Source organism: Spartinivicinus ruber, assembly GCF_011009015.1.
Taxonomy (GTDB): domain Bacteria; phylum Pseudomonadota; class Gammaproteobacteria; order Pseudomonadales; family Zooshikellaceae; genus Spartinivicinus; species Spartinivicinus ruber.
On sequence record NZ_CP048878.1, the window covers coordinates 3,082,726 to 3,106,274 of the forward strand.

The 23,549-nt window shown below is 41.6% G+C and carries 16 protein-coding genes; 11 read left to right on the top strand and 5 right to left on the bottom strand.

What is annotated here, in order from left to right:
• The first annotated feature begins 32 nt into the window (after positions 1-32).
• Both G4Y78_RS14385 and G4Y78_RS14390 read left to right on the top strand, forming a co-directional pair.
• Entirely contained in the window at positions 33-329 is a 297-nt protein-coding gene (locus G4Y78_RS14385; protein WP_163833679.1) for a hypothetical protein, read from the top strand.
• A gap of 527 nt (positions 330-856) precedes the next feature.
• Entirely contained in the window at positions 857-1,720 is an 864-nt protein-coding gene (locus G4Y78_RS14390; RefSeq protein WP_163833680.1) for an amino acid ABC transporter substrate-binding protein, read from the top strand.
• A 71-nt stretch (positions 1,721-1,791) separates the two neighbouring features.
• Here the strand turns inward: G4Y78_RS14390 and G4Y78_RS14395 are convergent, their stop codons facing one another.
• From G4Y78_RS14395 to G4Y78_RS14405, 3 genes are all read right to left on the bottom strand, one after another.
• Positions 1,792-2,808, bottom strand: a complete 1,017-nt coding sequence (locus tag G4Y78_RS14395) for a porin (RefSeq protein ID WP_163833681.1) — start codon at positions 2,806-2,808, stop codon at positions 1,792-1,794.
• A 425-nt stretch (positions 2,809-3,233) separates the two neighbouring features.
• Positions 3,234-6,386, bottom strand: a complete 3,153-nt coding sequence (locus tag G4Y78_RS14400) for an efflux RND transporter permease subunit (RefSeq protein WP_163833682.1) — start codon at positions 6,384-6,386, stop codon at positions 3,234-3,236.
• A gap of 2 nt (positions 6,387-6,388) precedes the next feature.
• Positions 6,389-7,696: an efflux RND transporter periplasmic adaptor subunit gene (locus G4Y78_RS14405; RefSeq protein ID WP_163833683.1), complete on the bottom strand. Its 1,308-nt coding sequence runs from the start codon at positions 7,694-7,696 to the stop codon at positions 6,389-6,391.
• Positions 7,697-7,936: 240 nt separating this feature from the next.
• Between G4Y78_RS14405 and G4Y78_RS14410 the strand changes: the two genes are divergently transcribed.
• The 8 genes from G4Y78_RS14410 (at position 7,937) to G4Y78_RS14445 (ending at position 19,390) form a co-directional block, all read left to right on the top strand.
• Positions 7,937-8,866 carry a LysR family transcriptional regulator gene (locus G4Y78_RS14410; protein WP_163833684.1) on the top strand — a complete coding sequence of 310 codons (930 nt, stop codon included), beginning with the start codon at positions 7,937-7,939 and terminating at the stop codon, positions 8,864-8,866.
• A gap of 115 nt (positions 8,867-8,981) precedes the next feature.
• Positions 8,982-10,232, top strand: a complete 1,251-nt coding sequence (locus tag G4Y78_RS14415; protein ID WP_163833685.1) for a type 2 periplasmic-binding domain-containing protein — start codon at positions 8,982-8,984, stop codon at positions 10,230-10,232.
• A 161-nt stretch (positions 10,233-10,393) separates the two neighbouring features.
• Positions 10,394-11,008 (top strand): LysE family translocator, encoded by a 615-nt coding sequence (locus tag G4Y78_RS14420; protein WP_163833686.1) that lies wholly within the window; start codon positions 10,394-10,396, stop codon positions 11,006-11,008.
• Positions 11,009-11,142: 134 nt separating this feature from the next.
• Positions 11,143-11,472: an STAS domain-containing protein gene (locus G4Y78_RS14425; protein WP_163833687.1), complete on the top strand. Its 330-nt coding sequence runs from the start codon at positions 11,143-11,145 to the stop codon at positions 11,470-11,472.
• A 130-nt stretch (positions 11,473-11,602) separates the two neighbouring features.
• On the top strand, positions 11,603-13,150 hold the full coding sequence (locus tag G4Y78_RS14430) for a hypothetical protein (RefSeq protein WP_163833688.1): 1,548 nt from the start codon (positions 11,603-11,605) through the stop codon (positions 13,148-13,150).
• 17 nt (positions 13,151-13,167) lie between these two features.
• Entirely contained in the window at positions 13,168-13,998 is an 831-nt protein-coding gene (locus G4Y78_RS14435) for a hypothetical protein (RefSeq protein ID WP_163833689.1), read from the top strand.
• A 1-nt stretch (position 13,999) separates the two neighbouring features.
• On the top strand, positions 14,000-18,385 hold the full coding sequence (locus G4Y78_RS14440; RefSeq protein WP_163833690.1) for a hypothetical protein: 4,386 nt from the start codon (positions 14,000-14,002) through the stop codon (positions 18,383-18,385).
• Positions 18,386-18,484: 99 nt separating this feature from the next.
• On the top strand, positions 18,485-19,390 hold the full coding sequence (locus G4Y78_RS14445; RefSeq protein ID WP_163833691.1) for a Wadjet anti-phage system protein JetD domain-containing protein: 906 nt from the start codon (positions 18,485-18,487) through the stop codon (positions 19,388-19,390).
• 196 nt (positions 19,391-19,586) lie between these two features.
• On the opposite strand, the gene G4Y78_RS14450 is transcribed toward G4Y78_RS14445, so the two are convergent.
• Complete coding sequence (locus G4Y78_RS14450) at positions 19,587-20,369, bottom strand: hypothetical protein (RefSeq protein WP_163833692.1); 783 nt, start codon at positions 20,367-20,369, stop codon at positions 19,587-19,589.
• Positions 20,370-20,398: 29 nt separating this feature from the next.
• Positions 20,399-21,202, bottom strand: a complete 804-nt coding sequence (locus tag G4Y78_RS14455) for a substrate-binding periplasmic protein (protein WP_163833693.1) — start codon at positions 21,200-21,202, stop codon at positions 20,399-20,401.
• Between the two features lie 273 nt (positions 21,203-21,475).
• Here G4Y78_RS14455 and G4Y78_RS14460 point away from each other — a divergent pair, with 273 nt between their 5' ends.
• The gene (locus G4Y78_RS14460; protein WP_163833694.1) at positions 21,476-23,542 is read left to right on the top strand and encodes a flagellin N-terminal helical domain-containing protein; all 2,067 of its coding nucleotides are present in this window, start codon (positions 21,476-21,478) and stop codon (positions 23,540-23,542) included.
• Positions 23,543-23,549: the final 7 nt, after the last annotated feature.

Genomic DNA, 23,549 nt, shown 5'->3' on the forward strand with positions numbered 1-23,549 from the left:
AATAATAGCTATTTTGACAGGAACCACTGGAAATGAAAAATACGCTTAACAAATCAGTTGTCGCTATTTTGTTGTTATTAATTACTTTGCTAGCTGCTTGTTCTGCACGACATAACTATCGCGAGCAATGTGCTGCCTTGGTAAATACGACCTGGGAAAGAATGGATATTGCTAAGGCGGAGGGTTTTGCAGGTACTTTGAGTTATTCTAAAGCAGTAGGGCTGCTTTCTTTAGCAAAGACGGCTCAAGCAGTTGAGAAATTTCATTCCTGTATTAAACATGCTAATAAAGCCTTATATTATGTGGAGCAGTCCAGGCAAGGGCAGTAAGGCGTTTACTCTTTCTAATAAAGCACATGATGTTAGGTGATGATATGTTTAGCCAGGCTATTCGGTTTTGCTGTGCTCAGCGTTGCACAAAAAACGTCAAGACCGTTTATCTGGTGTATCTGATGTGATTTATAAGATAAAAACCGGCAAAGATTATCAGTTATTATTGAACCAATACTAGGAATAGTAACCACTAATAACCGTTATTGGGTTACTTCATTGATAATCTGCTCAATACGTTTTTTTATTTCCCCCTCCTGTTTCATTATTTGTAGTATGCCAATCTCCACTCTATTTAAGTTAATGAGTTGCTTTAGTTACTCGCCCTCCGTCATCTGAGATGCACCTATAACATGCATTTCTTTCATACCATCTTCGACAACTTTCATGCCAATTAAAATGTATAGCAAGTTAACTAATCAATTTTGCCTTTAACTATTTGGAATTTTTTGTAGTCTTGCACTAGGCTTAGAGTGAAATTTTGCTATGACCTTTCATTATGCAGTCACAAGAAGAGAAGTAGAAAAATGAAACTCAAGCCTATTTTTATCCTTGCCCTCCTATATCTTGTAGGCACTACCAGTGTGTTTGCAGCCATTGATATTACTCACCCGGTATTACGAAAAGGCTCTGATTTAGATGCTTATGCCAGCCGATTGCTTGTATTTCTGGTCGAGAAATCTGGCGAGACAGCTAATATGAAGCCCTATCGGTCAGTGGTAAATGCCCAGGATCGAAAAGTAGATTTACTGAAAAAAGGGGAGCTGAGTGTTGATTGGCTAGGGGCTAGTAAATCATTAGAAGAAGGGTTGTTGCCGATTCGTTTTCCAGTCTTTAGAGGGCTGTTAGGGCATCGTATTTTTATCACGAATAAAACCATGGCAGCCAAATTAGGTGATATTAAAACCAAAGCAGACTTGGATAAATTAACCATGATTCAAGGACAAGGCTGGGCTGATGTCGATGTACTCAAGTCCGGCGGCTTTAAGGTCAAGGAAGTGGCTAACTTTGAAAGTATCTTTAAATTGGTGAACGGTGGGCGAGTTGACTTATTCCCAAGAGCCGTTATCGAGCCCTATAGTGAAGTGGCCAGTCGCGTGGATAAGCTACCTGACTTGGTAGTGGATGATAAACTAATGGTGGTATATAAATTCCCTATGTTTTTCTTTGTGTCACCCGCTGCTAAACCATTAGCGGACGCATTAACCAATGGTTTTAAAAAAGCGTATGAAGATGGCTCGTTTATCAAGTTTTTTGAAAGTGACCCATTAGTCAAAAGTACTTTCGAAAAAGTGAAAATGGATCAACGAATGGTGTTTAATATCGATAATCCTCATTTAAGTGAAGAAACCAAAGCCATTGATGATCAGTACTGGATGAAAACCAAGTAAATTGAAACAAACTACTGTTAGCAGCACCCCTAAATACAAGTGCTGCTAACGCGGTTTTATTAAAAAACTGACTACATTAGTGTACGACTGATGTCTGCAGCTATACCGACTGAGAAAGCGCTACCACCAAAACCTTCGTCTTCAGCATCATCATCATAGTAGACATATTGAGCAAACGTAGAAACACCATGGCCTAAGGCATATTCGGCTAGGAAAAAGACTGCATTGCCTTCATCATCGTCGCCATCCATTCTACCAAAGCTTTTTCCTGAGCCATCTTTATCAGATGTAAAGCCATTGACACCAGTCTTAAATGTCCAGTCATTCATAGAATAACCAAGCCCTAGTCCATATGCTTGAGTGTCATCTTCTTCATCTTGGTAGGTGCCAAATACACTAAAATCACCAAATGAAACAGAAAAACCTAGTGAAGTGACACCAATCTCTGTAGGTATATAATCAGACTCAGAATCAAAACGAGAGATACCAAAATAGAAGGTATCATCTGAATAGTTTATACCAAATATGGTTGCATCAACTTCATCCTCATCTCCAGAAGGTGTTTCTGTAAATGCATCCGTAGCTAACTGTACATAACCATGAAAGCCACTTATTGTAGGAGTGACATAGGAAATAGCGTTACCTACACGATCAGGTGCAAACAAAAATGTGCCTGAATCATTTTTAAAGGTATCAATCTTTTTAGTATCAGCTAAGATGTTATTTTGTCGGCCAAAAATGAACTCACCATAACCTCCCTGTAAACTAACAAGAGCTTTACGTAAACTTACATCACCTGTGTCAGTAGAGCTGTTTGCTGGGCCATTAACTGGCAGATTATATTCTATTTGCCAACGGGCTTTTGAGCCAGCCATATTAGATAGCTCATGGGCACCTTTTAAGCCTATTCTGGCTTTATCAACAAAGGTATCTAAGTCAGTAGCTTCACGATTGACTGATCGAACTTCTATCTCCCCATAAAGTTCAATATCGTCCTCTTTGCCTTGACTGGCGGCTAAAATTGAATTGGAAGCAACGCTTGCGACAACGGCAAAAGATACAAGCGATACTAGCTTGGTGGATTTCATAGATCCCTCCTGATGGTCTAATTCCCTTTATTTATACCCTTCGCGAATGCTTTTTAGGAGTTGTTGCTACTCTTCGACAGCCGCCCCTTTTAGCACTTTTTAATTCAACTAGTGCTGCTGTCGTTAGCCTTGCAGTAACAGACTAGCCCCTAAAAAACTGACGCTTTGGCTATGCAATATTGATTGATAATCTATTCTGTGAGACTGCCTGACAGGATGTCACTGTTTAGAATAGTAGTGAAAAGCTCAATCATCGTCAGTAAAAGTTAACATCACTATTCACCGACAGTTGCAGTCAGTATAGATTTGGTAATGGAAAGGGTAAAGGTGACTTTATACCGCTTATGATGATTTTTTGCAGAGCTGGAAGAAAACGTCGCTATTGGCAGTTAAAAAAATAATAGATGGCTAATAGCGACTGTATATTAATGGTTGTCTGGCAGGGCTTTTACGTTAAGTGGGTTATTACTTTTATTAGTAGATTTAGCTGCCAGTTTTTGGATATCAATAAAAATGCCATATAAAGCGGGGATTAAAAATAGTGTGATTACTGTGGCAAACAAAATTCCAAACCCTAAGGCCACAGCCATTGGAATGACAATTTGTGCTTGTAAACTTTGTTCTAAAATAATCGGCACTAGCCCTAAAAAGGTGGTGATTGAGGTGAGCATAATGGCTCTAAAGCGAGTTTTACCTGAGTTTAAAATAGCTGTTGATAAGGTTTTCCCTTGTTTGAGGGAATGGTTAATAAAGTCAACCAAAATTAAGCTATCATTTACTAATACGCCAGCTAAGGCAATTAACCCATAAATAGACATCATACTCAAGGATAAACCAAATAACCAATGTCCAGCTACGGCACCAATTAGACCAAAGGGAATAATGGCCATAATTAATAGGGGTTGGCTATACGATTTAAGCGGTATGGCAATCAATGCATATATTAACAATAAGGCAAACAACGCTGCTGTAATCATTTTTTGCTGGGTTTGCTGCTCTTCCAGACTGGCTCCTTCTAAATCAGTGGTTAGGGAAGGGTAGTTGGCTTTTAATTGGGGAAGGTAATCTTCTTCCAACGTTTGAATCACCGTTTGTGGTTCAATTTTACTGGGATCAATATCTGCACTAATAGTAACCACATTTCTGCCGTTAAGCCGGCGAATTGAGGCCGGTGCCGTTTGTTCAGACCAGCTAACGGCTTGATTAAGTGGCATACTGTTTTCACCATCCACCCTGACTTTAAAATTGCCCAAATCCCCTAAATGAGAGCGCTCTATTTTTGGGTAACGGAGTACAACAGTCACTTCCGAGGTGTCACGTTGGAATTTTTGCACTTCTTCACCATGTACCCCTTGTCTCAGTTGCTCACCAATATTTGCTAACCGCAACTGATAGGCTTTGGCTTCTGGTAATAAGCTTAATACCTGATCAGGTTGGGGAGAACTGTAACTGGTTTCAATATCAAACACCCCGTCATAACTGGCTAAATGGGCTTTAAACTCATGCACAGCTTTGGTTAATTCCACTTCGTTACGGCTGGAAAGTTGATAAAATATGGGAGCACCCCCACCAGCATTAGTACTGGAATCAAAGTTCAACTGTTTTATACCAGGTAAACTACCCACCGCTTTACGCCATTGTTCAGTGATAGCATTAGCATCTAACTGCCGTGTTTCTGATTTGGTTAACTCCACAACAATGTCACCTTGTTGCTCGTCTTCTGTATAGGTGAGCATATGCTTGACTAAGTGCTGATTTGAATTAGCTTTTGCATAATGTTGATCAATGGTGGCCAGCGCCTGTTCAATATGCTGCAGTGTCTTATTACGCGCTTCATTGGAGGTGCCTTCATTCATGGTTAAGGCCACTTCAATAAAGTCAGAAGGTACATTGGGAAAGAAAATAAAACGAACAATCCCCCCTTTTAGTACACCAACAGTAATAATGAGCATGCCAGCAAATATCGCAATTGTCGTATACCGATAAGTTAATGCTTTACTTAGCCAGGGCAGGTAAAAGCGTTGGATGAAAGCTTGCAGTTTACTATCAATCCTATCTTGCAAGCGGGTCAGCCAATTTTGCTGATTGACTGTATATTTCATATGCACCAGATGAGCGGGCAATATCAGTTTAGACTCAACCAAAGAGAAAAATAAACACAGCATGACCACCATAGCGATAGATTCAAAAAAAGGCGCAGCCGTGCCACCCACGGTTAAAATCGGGGCAAATGCAGCCATGGTCGTTAGCACCCCAAAGGTAGCAGGTACCACTACCCGTTTAACCCCTGTAACAACGCTTTGGTGGCTATGGCCACTTTGGACAATTTCACTGTAGGCACTTTCACCAATAATGATGGCATCATCGACGACGACCCCTAGCACCAGGATAAAAGCAAATAAACTCACAATATTAATAAATACGGGGAATGGGCCCACAGGCATCAACCAGATAGCCCCCAGAAAACTGATGGGTATGCCTAATACGACCCAAAACGCTACCCGCAGCCGTAAAAACAGGGTGAGCACCAGAAACACTAACAATGCACCAGCCCCCATATTTTCCAGCATCATATTCAGGCGGCCCTGCAGATAAAATGAGGTATCCCCCCAATAATCAATGTGCAAGGTGTCGGGCAGTGAGGCTTGTTTTTCAGCAATGTACTGTTTGACGGCAGCTGAAGTCGCAATTTCATTGTCACCGGCTGCTTCTACTGATAGGCCAATCGATATTTTTTGATTAAAGCGAGAAAATACCCCGGTATCTTCGTAGCTATCAGATACGGTGGCAATATCCCCTAGACGCAGCAACGAGCCATCACTATTGGCTCGAATTATAATATCCCGAAACTCCGTTTCTGTTTGTGCTTGCCCCTCAGCCCGTAATTGGATGTTACCATTTTTTGCTTTGATGGTGCCGCCTGCAATATCCACAGAGCTATTACGGATAGCATCAGCTACCTCAGCAAAGGTTAAGTTGTAGGCTTGTAGTTGCGTTTCAGTAATTTCAACGGCAATTTCAGCGCTGCGTGCACCCAAAAGTTCTGCTTTGCTCACTTCCGGTAATGACTGAATTTCATCCCTGACTTCCAGGCTGATTTGATGCAGCGTGGAATAACTGACATCGCCATAAAGGGCTACCCAAATAACTCGGTTTTTGGGCGTTACTTTACGAATACTGGGCTTTTCTACTGCTTTCGGAAAACTGGTAATGCTATCAACAGCTGTACGCACTTCGTCCAGTTTTTCATCAACATTAAAGCCTTTTTCAATATCCAAAATAATGACCGTATAACCCTGTTCTGCTCTTGCATCCATTTTTTTTATACCAGCAATTGAGCGAACGGCTGACTCCACCCGTAAAGTCACACTTTGTGCAACCTCACTGGGTGAAGCACCTGGGTAGTTGATTGATACAACGATCGTATCGAGCTTAATGTCAGGGAACATCTGCTTTTTAATAGACAGCGCTGAGCCGATACCTAAGGCAAGTAAAAACAGCATTAACAAATTGGCTGCAACGGAGTTAGCCGCAAACCAAGCGATGATACCTTTATTATGGGTAGCGTTTGACTGCATCGTTACCCCTCACTGGGTGTATTATTGGCAGCTGGTTCATCAGTGCCATGGTTTTTTTCAATTGGTTTTTGCTGTTTGGTGCCAGCTTGGGTATTGGTTTTTTCACTATAGCTAGCAACGGTAGGCTGTTCGTTGGCTGACAGTTTTGAATCATTATTAACAACAACGGTTGCCCCACTCACAGGCGAAGGGATGGCGGTTAAGCAAAGTTGATCACCTGTTTGTAAACCAGACTTTACGTAAGCAAAGTCAGCATCTTCTCTTACCACTTTTACAGTACGTAACTGTAGAGTGTTGGCTTGATCAACAACCAGCAACTGTTGATTTTTACGCAGCAAGTGTCGCGGGATTGGAGAGAGGTTTGCTATGGTAATTCCACTAATTTGGGCTTTAACAAAAGACCCTAAATACAGTGGGACTTGCTCCATTTTTTGACTATTTTGTTGTAAACCATAAGGGTCTGCTACCCGAGCTACTAAATAATGCATGCGGGTTTTTTCATCAATAACCCCCTCCTGCCGAGTAATTTCAGCTTGCCAGATGGGGGAGGGAGCATTCCAGGCACTTAAGGTAACGGCTGGACCTTTAGTTTTGCTGTTACCAAATTCAGGTAATTGTAGAAAAGCCAAGTCACTCCGCTTAATGGGTAACCGCACTTCGGCATAATCGGTAGCAAAAATAACCGCTAAATTACTACCTGCACTCACAAATTGTCCTACATCGACCTGTTTATTTTTAACCATGCCGTCATAGGGGGCACGGATAACTGTTTGGGTTAAATAATGTTCAGCTTTGGCTAAGTCTGCTTTAGCAGCCTTAACGGCAGCTTGGGCTTCTATGATATAAGGCTTGCGTAGTGCTAAATCGCTGGCTTGGTTTAAGCGTCGTCCTTCTCGCAACCAGTCCCGTTCAGCTGTTTTAGCTTTGCCTTGTTCTTCAGTTAATTTTGCTTTTGCCTGCGCTAATGTTGCTTTTGCCTGGGCAACTGCAACCTGATAATCGAGAGGGTCAATTGTTAGCAGGGTATCGCCTTTATTGAAAGTCCCTCCGCTGACAAATGCCGACGAAACAGAACGTACCTTGCCTGATACTTGTGAGATTAAGCTGGTTTCTGTATGGGGCTTAACAGTACCTTGACTGGTAATGGAAAAATGTACTTGGGTTGGTGTAACAGACCGGGTATCTACTGGTAGTTTGGCAGTCGGTTTGGCTTCTGTATCAGGTTTTTGCTTGCTATTGCTGAGTTGCCAGCTGATGATAAGTGCTCCGGCAATTATGCTAATGGGAACAGTAATTTTCAGCCAATTCATAATGATACTCCCAGTTGAAACTGCTGTTAGAACGCGCATCAATTGCATTTTGCCTGACTGTTTGTAAAAAATAAGGCAAATGTGTTACAGCCATTTCACTGTATAAAAGTTGCAGCTTTGATATTAAAAATGGCGATTACAATAGCAGGAAATTGAGTGTGTCGGCAAAGCTTATCCTGTCTGATAAGTCTGAAATTTGATAAACAGGTACAAGTACCAACAAATTGAAACAGGCGTCAAATGGAAAAAGAAAAACTCAATCTTAATCTACTCCATGCGTTGTATAGTTTATTGACTACCGCAAATGTGACCCGTGCGGCAGAACAAATGCACTTAACCCAGTCAGCGATGAGTCGCAATCTTGCTCAATTGCGAGAGTATTTCAATGACCCGTTATTGGTTAGAGAAGGTAGCCAGTTTTTTCTGACTGCTCGAGCAACTGCTTTGTTACCCAAGCTGAAACAACTCATTGGTGATATTGATGCACTGTTGATTGATGAGACTTTTACTCCAGCGCAATGTGAACGCCGGTTTGTGTTAGCTTCTTCCGACTATGTAGCCCAGTATATTTTGCCGCAAATTGTACAACAGGTGTATGACCAAGCCCCTCAAATAAAACTCAATTATCGGCTATGGGAACCAGATTGGTTAACTCAACTGGGCCACTTACCCATTGACTTGGTGTCAACAATGAATACTGGCGATATCCCTGAAAACTTACATGGCCAATTCATTGGCCAGGATTACCCAGTTTGCTTAATGAGCAAGCACCATCCACTCGCTAGCCAATCAACAATAACGGTTAAACAATTACTAGCCTGGCCTTTTGTGACGATTAAAACCGGTGGGGATAAAGACAGTTTTCTTGATCATTGGCTGTCTCAACAGCAACTCAAACGTCAAATTACCGTTGAAGTACCATTTTTTTCGGCGGCATTTTCTGTGTTAACTGAAAGCAAAATGTTACTGGTTATTCCTTTACATATTGCCATTAATGCTTGCCGTTATTTACCCCTCTGCTATCAAACGCTCCCAGTGCCTGTGCCGGAGTATCAATATCACTTATTATGGCATCGAATTCATCATAATGATCCTGCCCATCAATGGTTTAGGCAGCAGGTATTTAAAAAGTTAAGTGAGTCAATGTATTCGCCCATAGCTCTGGAGTGATAGGGCTTTTACAGTGGCAACAGTGACATTCAAATAGTGTTAACAGGCCCTAGGTAAAACCGACTATGCTTATTTTTAAAGTCTAAGCTTATTTTAAAATCTCAATAGTGGATGTATGGCTGTCACTATGCGCATCGCCAAATTCTGGGGCATACTGGTACTCATTGGTTTCATAGTCAATAATGAACCCGCTGCCAGTCAGGAAGTGTCTATTGAGCTACGCACGCATATTTCTCCACCTTATCAAGTCAAAGTCGATGAGGTTCTAACAGGAGAGGCGATAGAGTCGATAAAATGTGTTTTTAATACCTTAGATAAGAATTACAACATTAAGTTAATGCCATGGAATCGGGCAATTAAGGAAGTTGAAACTGAAGTGGCACACGGTTATTTCGCAGTAGCAGAAGATAATAATGTCAACTTATTTGCTAAGCTATCTGCGCCATTAGTCCTGGAAAAGTGGGCTTGGTTTTTTAAGAACGACCTGCACCCAAAGAAGCAGCAAAATAGTTTTAAGCAGGCAATCATTGGTGTAAAGAGTGACTCTAATGAAGCTAACTGGTTGTCTGATAGAGGCTACAAAATAGCCACAAAAGCACGATCATTAGCACTGCTAGTGCATCAGTTAGAGCAGGGCCGCATCGAAGTGGTGTTAACCAATAGCCAAGCATTTAACCGTGAACTGATCAAGCAAGGGGTAGAAAATAACTATACATCAATATTTACTAAGTTTACGCCGTTGGGGGTATATTTTTCTAATAATTTTTTAAGTAAAAACCCGTTGTTCTTGCATCGCTTTAATCAAGCTGTAGGGCCTTGTACTTCGCAGCAAATTAAATTAACAGACCAGGATCGGCTTTTACTCTTGCAGCTAGCCAATAGTCGATTGCGTGCAATTGCACACCATCCTGTGGTAATTAATACTATCATCGAACAAAACGCCAAACACCGGATGCTAACGCTACAACAGGAGCTATCCCTTGATCAACAGTGGCTAGGTGAGTTGAAGAACAACGAACAACCTTTGATTAACTCTGTATTAGCGAACAACTTATCTAGCTATTTAAAAAAAATAAAAAAAGAATCCAATGGTTTATTTGCTGAAGTTTTTGTGATGGATATTAAAGGCTTCAATGTAGGACAGAGTGATATTACCTCTGACTATTGGCAAGGGGACGAAAGTAAATATAAAAACACTGTACTCATTGGTAAAAATGCAATTTTCATCGATGAAATTCAATATGATGAATCCAGTCAACACTTTCAAGCTCAAGTGAGTTTGTCTATTGCTGACCCTAAAACTGGTCGGGTGATCGGTGCTATCACCTTTGGTATTGATGTAGAAAAAGCCTTACAGCAATACTAGCCTGAATATTTTATCAATCCTCCCCCGTGGAGACCATTACAAATAATCATACTTTATATGTAAAAAATCCATTTCACTCATGATAATTTCCTGGATAAAGTAAATACGCTGGGTAGAGCAAACCAGCACTTTGATTCAGGCTAATGTGAAAGGGGTATGCCGTGGAGTTGACCAATTGGTTAGCGTTAATAGGGGTTTGTATTCTAGGAGCTATCTCACCTGGCCCTAGTTTGGCGGTGGTGATGAGAAATACTGTGAGTGGCTCTCGTGGTTTGGGAGTGGTAACGGCCATTGCACATGCAATTGGCGTGGGGGGGTATGCTTTATTGTCAATTTCTGGGCTAGCAGTGGTTTTTGCTGCTTATCCTTCATTGCAACAAGCCGTTACCTTAATTGGGGCAGGCTATTTAGCCTGGTTAGGCGTAAAAGCCTGGCGTGCTACCTCTGGAGATAAAGGCCACATTACTGGCTGTAAAGTCACAACCTGGCAACAGGCAGCACAAGAAGGATTACTAATTTCATTGTTAAACCCTAAGCTGGCGATTTTCTTTATTGCATTATTCAGTCAGTTTATTCAGCCAGGAATGGGGTGGTTGGAAAAATTGACAATGGCCTTAACCGTGATGGTGATTGATGGTGGTTGGTACTGTCTTATTGCTGTATTAATTTCTCAGCAACGGGTATTGGCCTTGCTACAACGGCAGGGGCCATTGATTGACCGAGTAACAGGTGTCGTCTTAATTGGTTTATCGATTCGTGTTGTGACTTTATTGTAAACAGTTGGTAGCGGCATAGACTGAGAGACGCTAACAAAGCCTAAAAATCATTCGCGAAGAGTATAATTAACATCTACTGTTGTGCCTTCCTCTATAATTTAGAAAGAGCATGTTGCAAAAGGATTGTCACGACCATGCCCCTACTGACTTATGATCACTTGAATGCGAGAGTCATTAAGTTACCCCAAAGCATTGATAACAATACTATTAACCACTTAAGTCAGAACCTCGTGGGTAGTGCTTCCGATCTGGTATTGGATTGCCGGCTGACAGACTATATCGATGTAACCGGTTTTCGCTGGTTAGTTAACTTACAAGAACAACAACGGAACAAGGGAAAAGATATTGCATTGGTCAATGCAACTGGCAATTTATTAAGGCTATTGTCAGTGTTACATGCTAATCACTTGTTACAAATATATGATGATATTGAGTCGTATATTACGCATAAACAATGTTCATGACTTTGAGTGCCCTTTATTAGTAGTCCTTACCTATAAAAAAGTTGCCATTAGTCAACAGCACACTAGAATAGACGACCCTATTTAATTTCAATTGAAGCTCCGGCGGGCTGAAGGTTAAGGGTGTCGTAGTGTGACAGCATTTGAAACAATTCTAGAAGAAGGCACAAGCAACCGTACCTTGGCAACAGACGTAACCAAGGTGGTTCACTCCAGCCTGATAATGCGACCGATCTATGAGTTACCTGGCCGTATTTATCGGCAAACTGGGCAGGAAGAAGATACGCCTAATTTACTGGAGCACATTGATTTAATGTGGCTTGCCTTTGCCACGTTGGATATTATTGCTGAGCTAACAGAGTATCAGGTGGGTGCCAGTCGCACTGAAATTTTACAACACTTGTTACCTTTAGCTGAGGCACAACTTCAGGTTCAACAAATTCAAGTCCCTTCAAGTGCTTTAGAAAATGTGCTGGGTAAAGTCTTTGATCATTTAGTAAACCGTGATAATCGTTATCTGCCGTTTACTTATCGATTTTATGATGGCGCACACCATCAGTATCACACCCGTAAATTCTGGCTGATCAAAGCGGTCTATACCGGTCAGGGTAAAGAGTCTTTTTTTGCTCTCACCGATGCAGGTTATGTCGCCTATTTTGGTCTTCATGAAAGCAGTGCTTTGGATGCTGCTGCTATTGGTAACTTGCGCATTAAATTATTAATTGAGCGGGGCAATGTGGATGATGCCTTGACGGTTACGGAACAAAATCGTAAGCAATGTTTACGCAAAGCCAATGAAGTACGCGACGTGCGTCGTAGTATTGAACGGAATATCCAGGCCGTAGATTTTCGACACATTAATCAACTAGCTGATGAAGGGGCTGATCAAGCCACCCAGATTCAGCAGGAAAGTGGCCGATTACACCACCTGGTGTTGGATAATTTAGATAAAAACAGTGATGAAGAAGAACTGCGCTATAAACTTCAACAATTGGCAGAAAACCTGGAGCGGTTAAATATTCAGCAAATGGAGCTGGTCAATCAGCTACAAAAACTACCGGATGATTTTAATAGTCATGGCCATAAACTGTTTCGGCGCCGTTCCATAGGAGTGATGCCAGCCATGGATACCATTACCCGACGGTTGTTCGCTACTCCAGAAGAACATGCTGCCGCCGTTGGTGTGGAGTTTATTGCCCGGTTTGACCCACCTCTGCGTCAGCCTTTATTTGACCCAGGCTCAATGATTGATGCCATCGACCGGGCTTTAGAGCGGCAAAGTGCATCAGGTGACCTCTATCAACAAGTGGAAGAAGAAGCCGCTGAGCTGATTGAATATTTCCAGCCTGAGCTGAATGATGCACTGATGGGAGAAGCGTTAAAGTTATTGTTTACGACTGTTGCCGGTGAACCCATTTTACTCAGCCAATTATTAGCCCAAGCGGCTGAGCAGCCAACATTGGCGGAAGAGATCCAGCTGTTACTACCGATCGCTATGTCCATGTTAGTATTCCAATGTGTTGTTGATCATCGGTTGGCAGAAAAATATCACCTAGATATTGAGCCTCAGGCGGACCAGCACGTACGGCTGCTGTTGCCTGATGGGCGTTTATATCGCGGCCACGAATTGTTGCTGTCCAGTACGCATCCAAGCACATATTTCAGTGTTCACCAGGCTTAAATTTAAGGATTGTTGCCATGACATACCTTGACGAAGATAGTTTTCCTCAAGCCAACCGGCTGATTTATTTAAGCCTGATTTACAGTAATGGTAATAAGCGAGCATTAAGTCCATATAGTGAAGAAATGACTGAGCTGCTGCAAAAATTTCGTTCCAGCGAGCCTTTTCAGAAACTGGTGGAAAGCGGTTTAAAAGCCATGGAGTTGCAAATTCTAACCATCACCAATGAGGGCTTACGCCTATCAGCACGTAATGCGACTAGCTTTTTTGCTACCACGTTGACGGACTATGGCAAAATGTTGGCCCGCACGGATAATAAAGCCGCTGATCTATTGTGTGTGCACTGTGCAATTGCCACAGCATTATTTCCTAATGAAACCGATTTGGATGCACCTGTAGAAGATTTAGGTGTTGTCATGGTCGACGACATTATTCAGGTATTACGTCGATTTGCTGACCAGGAACAAAAGCTAGCACCGGACGATGATATTTTTGACCCGCAGGTGCGAACCGCTGCCCAGCGGATTCGTGAATTACCAGAAGAAAACCCTGATAGTAAACGCTCTGGTGCAGGGGCCAGTTGGTTAGCATTGATTAATCGGGTATTAGAACACCTGGTGAGCACTGATTATTTGCTAGCATTTGATGACCATCAGGAAGAAACCATCGAGTATCGACCTACCCCAGCATATCAGGCTGCACTCCGTCAGGCGGCGGTTTATGCATTTCATAGTTTTCGAAATGTAGCCACTGGGCAAGATCCGCAATTGAAAGAAACATCGTCTACGGAACAGCAACAAGCTCAAACATTATCGCCGCAATTAGCAGAGCAAACAGAGGAGAACTAAGGTGTATCGGCTGTGTAAATTCTTTGTCAGTGATATTGTTGCGGGCGGTAATATTTTAAAAAAAGGTTATTTCCCTATTTTTAAAGAAGGGGAACGGCCTGACCATGGCGTATTATTTGCTGCAAATGGTACCTGTAAAACCACTTTACTATCTTTTCTATTAGGCGTTTTTTGTCCAGAAAAACGCCGTTTTGTTCAACACCTGCAGTCTAATGGTGATAAAACCCTAGAGCAATATTTAATTCCCGGTCGCCCCGCGGTGGTTGCAGTAGATTTGGTAACCACGGGTGAAAACAATTTATTTGAGGCGGAACCTGAAGAGCACTTGGTGTTAGGGCAGTTATTGTTTCGCCATAAAAGTGCTACAGAACGGGTCGATCGTTACTTTTTTATTGCTAATCAACCGGATTTATTTGACCAACTAAAGCACCAGTGGGATGAACTGCTGGCACAAGATCAACCTTATACGGCTGTGCGAGAGTTTTTAAGTTCGCGAGTGCAACAAACCCAGTCTCAAAGAGAGTGGGAAGAAAAACTGGAAAACCTTGGATTGGATCCCTGGTTAATGAGCCGTCAGGTGGATTTTGCCCGTAGTGAAGGGGGCATTAAGGATGCCTTTAAATTTAAAGCAGAAGCAGAGTTTATCAGCTTTTTTTTAGGCTGTGTGGCAGATATGGAAGCAGCACAAAAGCTAAGGGAAACCACCGAGCAATCAATTACTAAAATGCAAGACCGGCCAGTTAAACAGCGTCAATTGACGGCGGTGAGAAAAATTCAACAACAACTGACGGATTTTGATCAAAAAGCGGCTGAGTGGCGCCAAGCTAAAAATGAGGCCGATACCAATCAGGCGCAGTTAGCGGAAGCTGCATTTTTGCTTCATAAAGCCTATACAAAAACCGATGAAAAACTCCAAAAAGCTTCTGAGCAGCTGAATGTCATCAAACAAGAACAACAACAAGCACTGCATAAATCGGAAGTGGCTGGGGTGAATAAGTTGGTTGTTCAAGAGGCTCAGCTACAGCAGATTTATGATACAACTGCACAACAACTGAAGGATAAAGAACAGCAAAAAATAGCGGTCATTGCAGAAAGGGAAGCCATAAATGCAGCCGATTATATTGCGTTAATTCAAGAATTAACCAGTAAAGAAAAGACTAAACTACAAGCGTTACGGCAAGCGGATAGTCAGCTTTCACCAGTACGGGAGGAAATTAATCGACGAGCTTGTCAATATCATCTACGTCTTGAACATGAAAGAGACCAGCTGCAAACTGACTTACAAAACTTGGACAGCCAACAGCAGCAGTATGCACAGCAACTTGGTGAGCAAAAACAAAAGCAACATACCATTCGTCAGCAGCATGACCAAAATAATGCAGCCATTACTCGGTTGAAAACCCAGTTGGAAAGTGCTCAAACCAGTCAGCAACGGTTGCTACTTGAACATAATGAAACACCAGAACAGGCTCAATCTCGCCTCACGGAAATGGTAGCGCTGGTAACAGACCAACTGGAAAATTACCGTGCTAAATTGACCCAGTTGGAGCAAACCCGGCGTGAGCAGGATAACGAGCAACTGTCTTTACAGCAAAAACTAGCAACGGCAGAGCAGTTACTTGACCAATTAGCACAGCAGCAACAGCAAGCAGAACAATTACGAGAACAGTTGCTGGCCAATGAGCAACTGATTACCTTAACCGGCAGCCACAGCTTTGAGCCAACCAGTGCGGAATTAACCAATAAAGTGGAAGAGGTGATTAACCGACGCCAACAATCAATAGAAGCACTACAGGAAGCACGTTGGCAGTTAGAGCATGAATTAAAACAGTGGGAGCAACTAAAATCTTTAGCGGTTGACTCACAAACTCAACGGCTACTGCAGTATTTTTATGATGAGCATAAGTTTACCCCGGTTCAGTTAAAAGCCTATCCGGATTATTTAACCAGTTTTTACAAAGATGATCCGGACCAGGTAGCGGCTTTTTTGCAGCGAGACCCAGGTCGGTTTACGGGCATTTATGCGGCTAATCAGGAAATTATAGACAAAATAAAACAATTGGAAATTCCTGACTGGTTAAATCGTCCCGTGATTATTTCATTACCCTGTAAGGGGTTGGAAGAAGTCGTCGCTACCGAACATTATGTGGTTACACCGAATGATCCGAATATTTACAGTGAACAATATATTAATCAGTTAAAAAGCCGTTTAAATGAACAACTGCAAACAAATTTAACTAAAGCAACTGACATTAAGCAACAATTAGCGCAATGGCAAACCACCATACAACAACTAAACCACTATCGTAGTCTATTTCCTGATACGGTAGCGGTAGCGGCGGCGAAAGAGCAAGTAGTTAGTCAAACCCAAGCCGTTGAGCATTTACAGCAGCAGCTTAAACGACTGAAGGCACAGCGAGAGAAAACGATTACAGATCAAGAAACCATTGGTCAGCAAGCTCAGCAGTTTCAACAACAATTACACCAATACCAACAGCATTTGAACACCATTACGCAATGGCTAAATCAGTATGAAAACCTAGCGGAATGGCAGCAAGCTCTACAGCAACACCAAGAGCAGCAAATCGTTTTAAATAAAGAGTGGGATAACCTGGTTGAAACCATTGAAACAATGCAACAGCAAGTGATTGCACTAACAGGGCAGCAGTCGGTAAAACAAACAGAATTAAAGCGGCTGGATCAACTGGCAAATGATGTGCCTGTCAGTGAAGAGCTAGCATTGTCCAAGCAAGATCAGCAAGAGGCATTGCAACATGATATCAGTGTATTACGTCAATTATATGATCAAGCACAGGAAACCCAGCGGCAATTAGTCACCGAGCTAGGAATTACAGCGTTAAATAACGAATTAAATGAATTAACGAAAGCCAAGCAGGAAGCGAAAACGGGTTTCGCAAACTATCAAAAAAACCATCAGTTTGATCAGCAATTGGCAGAGCCGTGGGCAGCACAAAGTAAACTTGTTCGACATGATCAAAAAGAGATGCTGGAAGCCCAATTACAAACATTAATTGAGCAGGCAGCAAAGCTCGGCGCAGATTTAGAGAAGAAACAGGAAGATCTTGACCGTTGCCAAAAACAACTAAAAGCCAAGGCGAGAAATAAAATAACCCCGAGTATTACTTCAGAAGAAATTATGGCAGAAGATTTGGATGTGTTGTTACATCGGTTCCGTCATGAAGAAGCCAGCAGCCGAGAAAATTACGATACGTTAGGCGAGCAAATACCGCCGTTTGAAAAACGCCTTGCCGAAATACAACAGTTATCCAATACCTTATCAGTCGCCAAAGCCACTATTAGTACCTATGAGCCATTATGGGATGAACAATCCCCCAGAGCAGAATGGCCTGATTTAATTTATGCTGATTCACCTGCAGCCAATGCTGAGGCAATGGCTGAATTGGTCAAGGAACTGACTAAAAATCAAAAAGCCCGAGAAGATCATGTCAAACGCTGCCGTGATAAGCTGAGTAATGCGTTTGAGCAATTGCAATCAAAATTACAGGATGAAAAACTCAAACAACAGTTACCGGCAATTGTTGATGAGTTAGCTCGTCATGATGCCAACTCTCTGGGTAATCAGTGCGAAGAATTATTGGATAAAGCCGAGCAAATTGCGCTTAATATCGAGGGTGATTTATCTCGCTCAGAACAGTTTGTTAAAGCATTAGTCGGTACCTTGCTACAACATACCAAGGAATATCACCAAAAATTACAGGCAGCTGCCAAGGTGATGATTCCTGAAGATGTGTATATTTATGGGGGAAAACCCATATTGAAAGCAGGTTCTCGATTAGACTTCAACAAAAATTACGATGTGTTCCATAGTAGTATTGAGCGTTGGTTTGAAGAGCTAATGGAGCATGGCCGCTTACCTGAAGTGAACCCGACGGCAGGTAATGTATTAGGCGCTGAATTACTTTATCGGTTATTACGTGCTTCCACGGCTAAAGATAAATTTGGTATCCATCTATTGAAGTGTGATGATACTGGGCGTCATTATGAGCCAGTAGGAAAAGATTTAGGATCGGGTGGTGAAGCCTTAACTACAGCGGTACTGTTGTATTCTTTGTTAACGGCTATGCGGCAAAAACGGCGTCATCGTGCTGATGAACGGATTCCGGCTTTTTTAATTGCTGATAACCCATTAGGGGTGTGTAACCGTTCAGACTTTTTGGATGCTCAGTTGAAAGTGGCACGCTCAATGGGCATTCAGTGTGTGTATTTAACCGGGATTAATGACCGGGAATCACTGAGTATTTTTGAACACCGGGTTGCAATCAGAAAAACCAATCGACAGTTACAGGTCGATAATACGCCTTATGTATTATTAGAAGTGATAGAGCAGCATGTGGAACATGCCTAAGCTAATTTAACGCCCCCTCCCTTTGGGTGAGGGGACTGCAGAAAGTGACAACCTGATAGCGTATTACAAGAGAATTTTTAAAAAGGAATGTGGTAACCAATGGATCAATCCGTCGAGCAAGCAATTAAACAACAAGTACTGGCTATTTTCGCTGAGTTGAAGAATAAAACTGTTAACGTAGAAGAAGTACTTTACCAGCCTATTAAACAATCCAGAAAAAATCTAGGCGTGTTTGGCGATGATTTAAAAATGGCTAAGCAACTCCTTGCGGTTTTAAAGTCGCTGGTTGAGGAAAGTCAGATAAAACCTCTACTTGCTGCCAAAAGCAAAAAATGGAACAAAACCACGGGCTTGCCTGAAACGGTTGTACTTATTCGTGATGATAGCAAGCAAGCTAACCCTGAGTTGGAGCGGATTAAAAATGAAACTGCTTGGGAGCCAACCAAAATGGCGGCTATCGCACCAAGCATAACCAAGCTAAAAGATACTGAGATGGCGTTAGCTATCAATGATTATTTAAAATACCGACCAGCTAACCCAGATAGATTACCTACCAGAGAGCGAGCTTTACAGTTATTTGGTGATGAAAAAGCCTTAGATAATTGTCGAGAGAATAAGGGACTATTTAATAACCAACTGCAGTTATCTGACCTTGACTGTTTTTATTGCCCTGAACCTTTGCCATTTCAACCCCTTGCTTTATTTGATAAGCGTCTGACCAGTAATAAGCCGTTACTTATCGTTGAAAATGCCAACACATACTACAGCTGTTGTCAGGCCAATCAGCAATTACAACAATTTTCGGCCATTGTTTACGGTAAAGGGAACCGCTTATCCAGCGAAGCTTATTGCGACAGTTTGGCGGTACTGGAAGCACAGTTTTCGGCAACTGATGTGTATTATTTTGGGGATATGGATACTGACGGGTTTTTGATTCCTCAACGAATTTCCGCTATTCGAAAACAACAAGGACAATCACCTTTAAAACCTTATATAAAGCACTGATCACAAAAGGTATAACCACCCCTATAGAAATTGCTAGCCAACAGGCACAGAAGAAACTTCAAGCTATTAGGGCCTGGATAACCGATTGGTTAGGTGAAACGCTAGCTAATCAATACCTTGAGAAGGCGGCAGAAGAACGTTGGCCGCAAGAGGCATTAATAGCTGCAGAGATTACTTCATTATTAAGTAACGTCCCTTAGTAATAATACTCCAGATAAGCATTATTAATAATTTCTTCAGCTTCTTTATTTTTTACTAAAGAACTTAGAAAACCAGTAAAGTCACGGCGAACCTTTTTACAGGGGTATTGATTGGAAAAAGCATAATGGATATTTGTTTTGCCTAACGAGTAATCAGATAATTTAATCGCTTTTAAGTCTGGTTGATTGCTGAGCAAGCCAAAGTATGTTTTATCCGCAATGAGATACCGAAAAATGCCTTTATTTAGCCGGCGGAAATAAGTATTAATATCTCCATAACGGTAGTTAAGATGATGGGTTGGCAATTTGGCTGAAACTACCTGGTTAATATCAACGTTAATAGCACTGACTTTGTACAATGAGTCTTTGGTAAACTCGTCAAGTGAAATCATATTTTCATTAAGTGCATAGATCCCAATATCTGATTTATAATAGCTGGGCTCAACTAAGGATAGTAATTTCGGTGCATTAACATTAGAAATAGGAATTAAGTGGGTTTGTTCATCCTTGATTGATTTAATCACTTTAAAATAGGAATTGGCGATAATGAAATTGATTTTAATTGACATAGCCTTAAAGAATTGCTCAGTGATTTTAATTGCTGCGCCTTTATAGCCATCAGGTGTTTTCCAATAAAGAGGAGGATATTCGTTGTATAGTAAAATATTAATTTCTTTACAGTCATTGTTATTTGCAGCGGCTACATCTATAACAAATAGAACCTGCATTACAGTTAGTAACCAAACTGTAAGCACTCTATTACAATGTTTGCGTTTCATATAATACTCAATCCCTGTATATGCGATCGTCATTGATCTTGGGAGACGACATAGCGCTCGACTATTTCCTTAACCCGTCCAGATGACTTCATTTTTTTTAAAATAATATCCAGTTGCTTAACAAAGTCGGTTTTAAATGGAAAGCGGCCACCCCCTTGGTTAGTGTAACCTACATGCCCCCATTCGGCACTGATAATAACCCCTTGGATAATACGACCATGTGTAGCTGGTTCATACACACCTTCTTTTTCCATTTGTTGCAGCTCCCAGAAAATGGACAGCTTGTCGTTGACGTAACAGGGAATCCTATTTTTAGCGATTTTGAGCAAGTTCATCCTATTACCCCCGGCACTTTCCGCTTTAATTTTGTCACTGGCAACCAAGCGCCAAAAATCTACACTGAAAGCTTCAAAACCGCTGTTTCTACCAATAGTTAAGCCTATATAATCATAGGGCCAATCCGGTCGAGGGCCGTTAGCAAACACTTCTTCTCGACAAACCACCACCAACTGCTCAGCTAAAATCGGAGTAGAGTAGGGGGCAATATAAGGTCGGGCTTTTTTTCTTAAATAAGGTGGGTACAATGCAAAACCCACCCCTTGCTCAAGAAATTTTAACCCCCGCTTCCAGGGTGTGGGACGAATGTCCACTTGATAGCTTGTCATTTGATCAAATGCTTCTCTTAAAATATCGGTATAAATACCCGTTACTTTACCATTGTGAACATAAGAGTAGGGTGGGTAAGAGTCATCAGCAAAAACAGTAACGGGTTGTTCAGCATGAACTGAAATGGCAATCAAAGTTGCCCAACACCAAACAACAAGCCCTTTCATTGCATATCCTCAGTACTTCATTCTTAGCATTCAAAGTAGCAAATATATGTCAGAACGAAAGGTGTTTTATTGGTAAGAATAACTTTTTGTAAGCAACATTAAACCTGCAGTAATTATGCTAACTGCTACAATTTAATTGATGAAGGATTACATTTGTTGGAAAAGATAACGGCAGGGCTGAGCCAAAATTGAGAGAACAGAAAATTTTTTTAAAAATAATTTTCAATATAAGTGGTTGCAGTTATTTCTTTATAAAATAGAGATAGTCACTTTATGCCACAAATCATCAATACCAATGTGACAGCACTGATTGCACAACGTACGCTCAATACGACCCAGCAAGCTGAAGATAATGCATTAGCCAGGCTGGCGTCAGGCCTACGGGTGACCGGTACTCAGGATGATGCTGCAGGTTTTGCTATTTCCATTCGATTTGACTCACACATTAGAGGGTCAACCATTGCCATTCGAAACTCAAATGACGGGGTATCTTTAGCCCAAACTGCAGAAGGTGCGTTTACCTCTATCATTAATAACTTACATCGAATCCGCGAATTAGCATTACAGTCAGCTAATGATAGTAATACTGAAATTGATCGAATTGCCCTTAATGAAGAAATACAACAGTTGTTGAGCGAAGTTCAAACTGTCGCTGAAAACACTAATTTTAATAGCAAGAAATTGTTGGATGGTTCATTAACCAATACCTTATTCCAAACGGGGGTAAATTTAGGCGATGTTGTACCTATTTCAATTGCAAAAGTGACCACAGACAGGTTAGGCAGTACATTGACAGATGGTATTTCATCCTCTCGACCAGGTGCTTCAACCACACTTGCCAGTGGTGATTTAGTGATTAATGGGGTACCCATTGTGGCACCTACTGGTAGTGATGATAATGCATCAACCCACGACCGTGAACGAAGCGCTATTGCTATTGCGGCTGCGATTAATAAGTCTGCAGGTTTAACGGAAGTAACAGCAAGAGCGAATCCCAATGTGGTGGGCTATTCAGGTTTTTCAGCTGCCACCAATGCGACAGTCAATGGATCAATCATTATTAACAATGTATCCATTAATGTCTCAACCAATACCAACTTAGAGGCAGATGTGAATCGTGAGTCGGTTGTTTCAAGCATTAATAATTCCACTGGGCAAACCGGCGTTCGTGCAATTAATACTGGTAACCTTAACACAGGGATTACTTTAATTGCCGATGATGGTCGTAATATTCGCTACGATGATAATGGCTCTGGTTTATCCGCTGCGGTAGCAATTACAGCTGCTGGCACTCAAACTTATGTAGGTAGCTATACATTAGTAGCTCAAAATCAACAACCAATTAATATTGATTTTGGACGATCCGATATTGGCCGTTTCACCGGTTTAGCGTTTGGCTCTTATAGTGGTGGCAACAGTGGGGTAGTTGGCAGAAGGGTAAGTACAACAGCATTAAGTACAGGGGACTTGGTGATTAATGGAATAGCGGTTGGGTCTTCAGTAACTGCATTCGATACTGCATCGTCAATTAATAATAATGCTTCCGCTATCGCTAAAGCTGCCGCCATAAACTTGGTTAAAGAGCAAACTGGTGTGACAGCGACCGTATTACCAACTGTCGTTTATGCTCGCTCAGTCAACCCTGGTAATGATCGTAACGAGTCAGTTGAAATTAATGGGGTAACCATTAGTTTGTCATTTACGGCAAGTGATTCTGAAAGCCAAGTAATTGATAAAGTTGTCACTGCTGTTAATAAAAAGTCAGGTCAGTCTGGGGTTATTGCTGAAGTATTTGGTGACTCATTTCGTTTGATTGCACAAGATGGGCGTAATGTAAACTTAGCCAATGAAACCGCAAATGCTACGGATGCAGGATTTAATGTACCGTCGATTGGTGCTAATACAGGGGCTTCTATTCAGTTACTTTCAGCGGGAAAAATTGAAATCAGTACTAACAACCCATTTTTATCAATTAATCGGGTTGGTTTCAGAGTGGGCATTTATGGTAATTTGGAACAAAGCCAATTATTACAAGATATTGATGTGTCTACGGCAGCAGGAGCTAATTTGGCTATCAAGGCAGTTGACCATGCGTTGGATCAGATTGCATTTCAACAGGCAAAATTAGGTGCCATTCAAAACCGTTTTTTCTCAACCATCAATAATTTGCAAGTTAATAATGAAAACCTTGCATCAGCAAAGTCTCGCATTGTTGATGCAGATTTTGCTGCAGAAACGGCAGCATTTTCTCGTGCCCAAGTACTACAGCAGGCGGGTATTTCAGTATTAGCCCAAGCCAATGCTAAACCTCAGCAGGTGTTGGAGTTACTACAGCTTTAACGCAAAT

Coding starts and splice junctions, on each gene's coding strand:
- G4Y78_RS14425 (WP_163833687.1), top strand. CDS start 11,143: ATGCCCCTACTGACTTATGATCACTTGAATGCGAGAGTCATTAAGTTA.
- G4Y78_RS14405 (WP_163833683.1), bottom strand. CDS start 7,696: ATGAATTGGCTGAAAATTACTGTTCCCATTAGCATAATTGCCGGAGCA.
- G4Y78_RS14435 (WP_163833689.1), top strand. CDS start 13,168: ATGACATACCTTGACGAAGATAGTTTTCCTCAAGCCAACCGGCTGATT.
- G4Y78_RS14460 (WP_163833694.1), top strand. CDS start 21,476: ATGCCACAAATCATCAATACCAATGTGACAGCACTGATTGCACAACGT.
- G4Y78_RS14455 (WP_163833693.1), bottom strand. CDS start 21,202: ATGAAAGGGCTTGTTGTTTGGTGTTGGGCAACTTTGATTGCCATTTCA.
- G4Y78_RS14395 (WP_163833681.1), bottom strand. CDS start 2,808: ATGAAATCCACCAAGCTAGTATCGCTTGTATCTTTTGCCGTTGTCGCA.
- G4Y78_RS14385 (WP_163833679.1), top strand. CDS start 33: ATGAAAAATACGCTTAACAAATCAGTTGTCGCTATTTTGTTGTTATTA.
- G4Y78_RS14390 (WP_163833680.1), top strand. CDS start 857: ATGAAACTCAAGCCTATTTTTATCCTTGCCCTCCTATATCTTGTAGGC.
- G4Y78_RS14445 (WP_163833691.1), top strand. CDS start 18,485: ATGGATCAATCCGTCGAGCAAGCAATTAAACAACAAGTACTGGCTATT.
- G4Y78_RS14410 (WP_163833684.1), top strand. CDS start 7,937: ATGGAAAAAGAAAAACTCAATCTTAATCTACTCCATGCGTTGTATAGT.
- G4Y78_RS14415 (WP_163833685.1), top strand. CDS start 8,982: ATGGCTGTCACTATGCGCATCGCCAAATTCTGGGGCATACTGGTACTC.
- G4Y78_RS14450 (WP_163833692.1), bottom strand. CDS start 20,369: ATGAAACGCAAACATTGTAATAGAGTGCTTACAGTTTGGTTACTAACT.
- G4Y78_RS14400 (WP_163833682.1), bottom strand. CDS start 6,386: ATGCAGTCAAACGCTACCCATAATAAAGGTATCATCGCTTGGTTTGCG.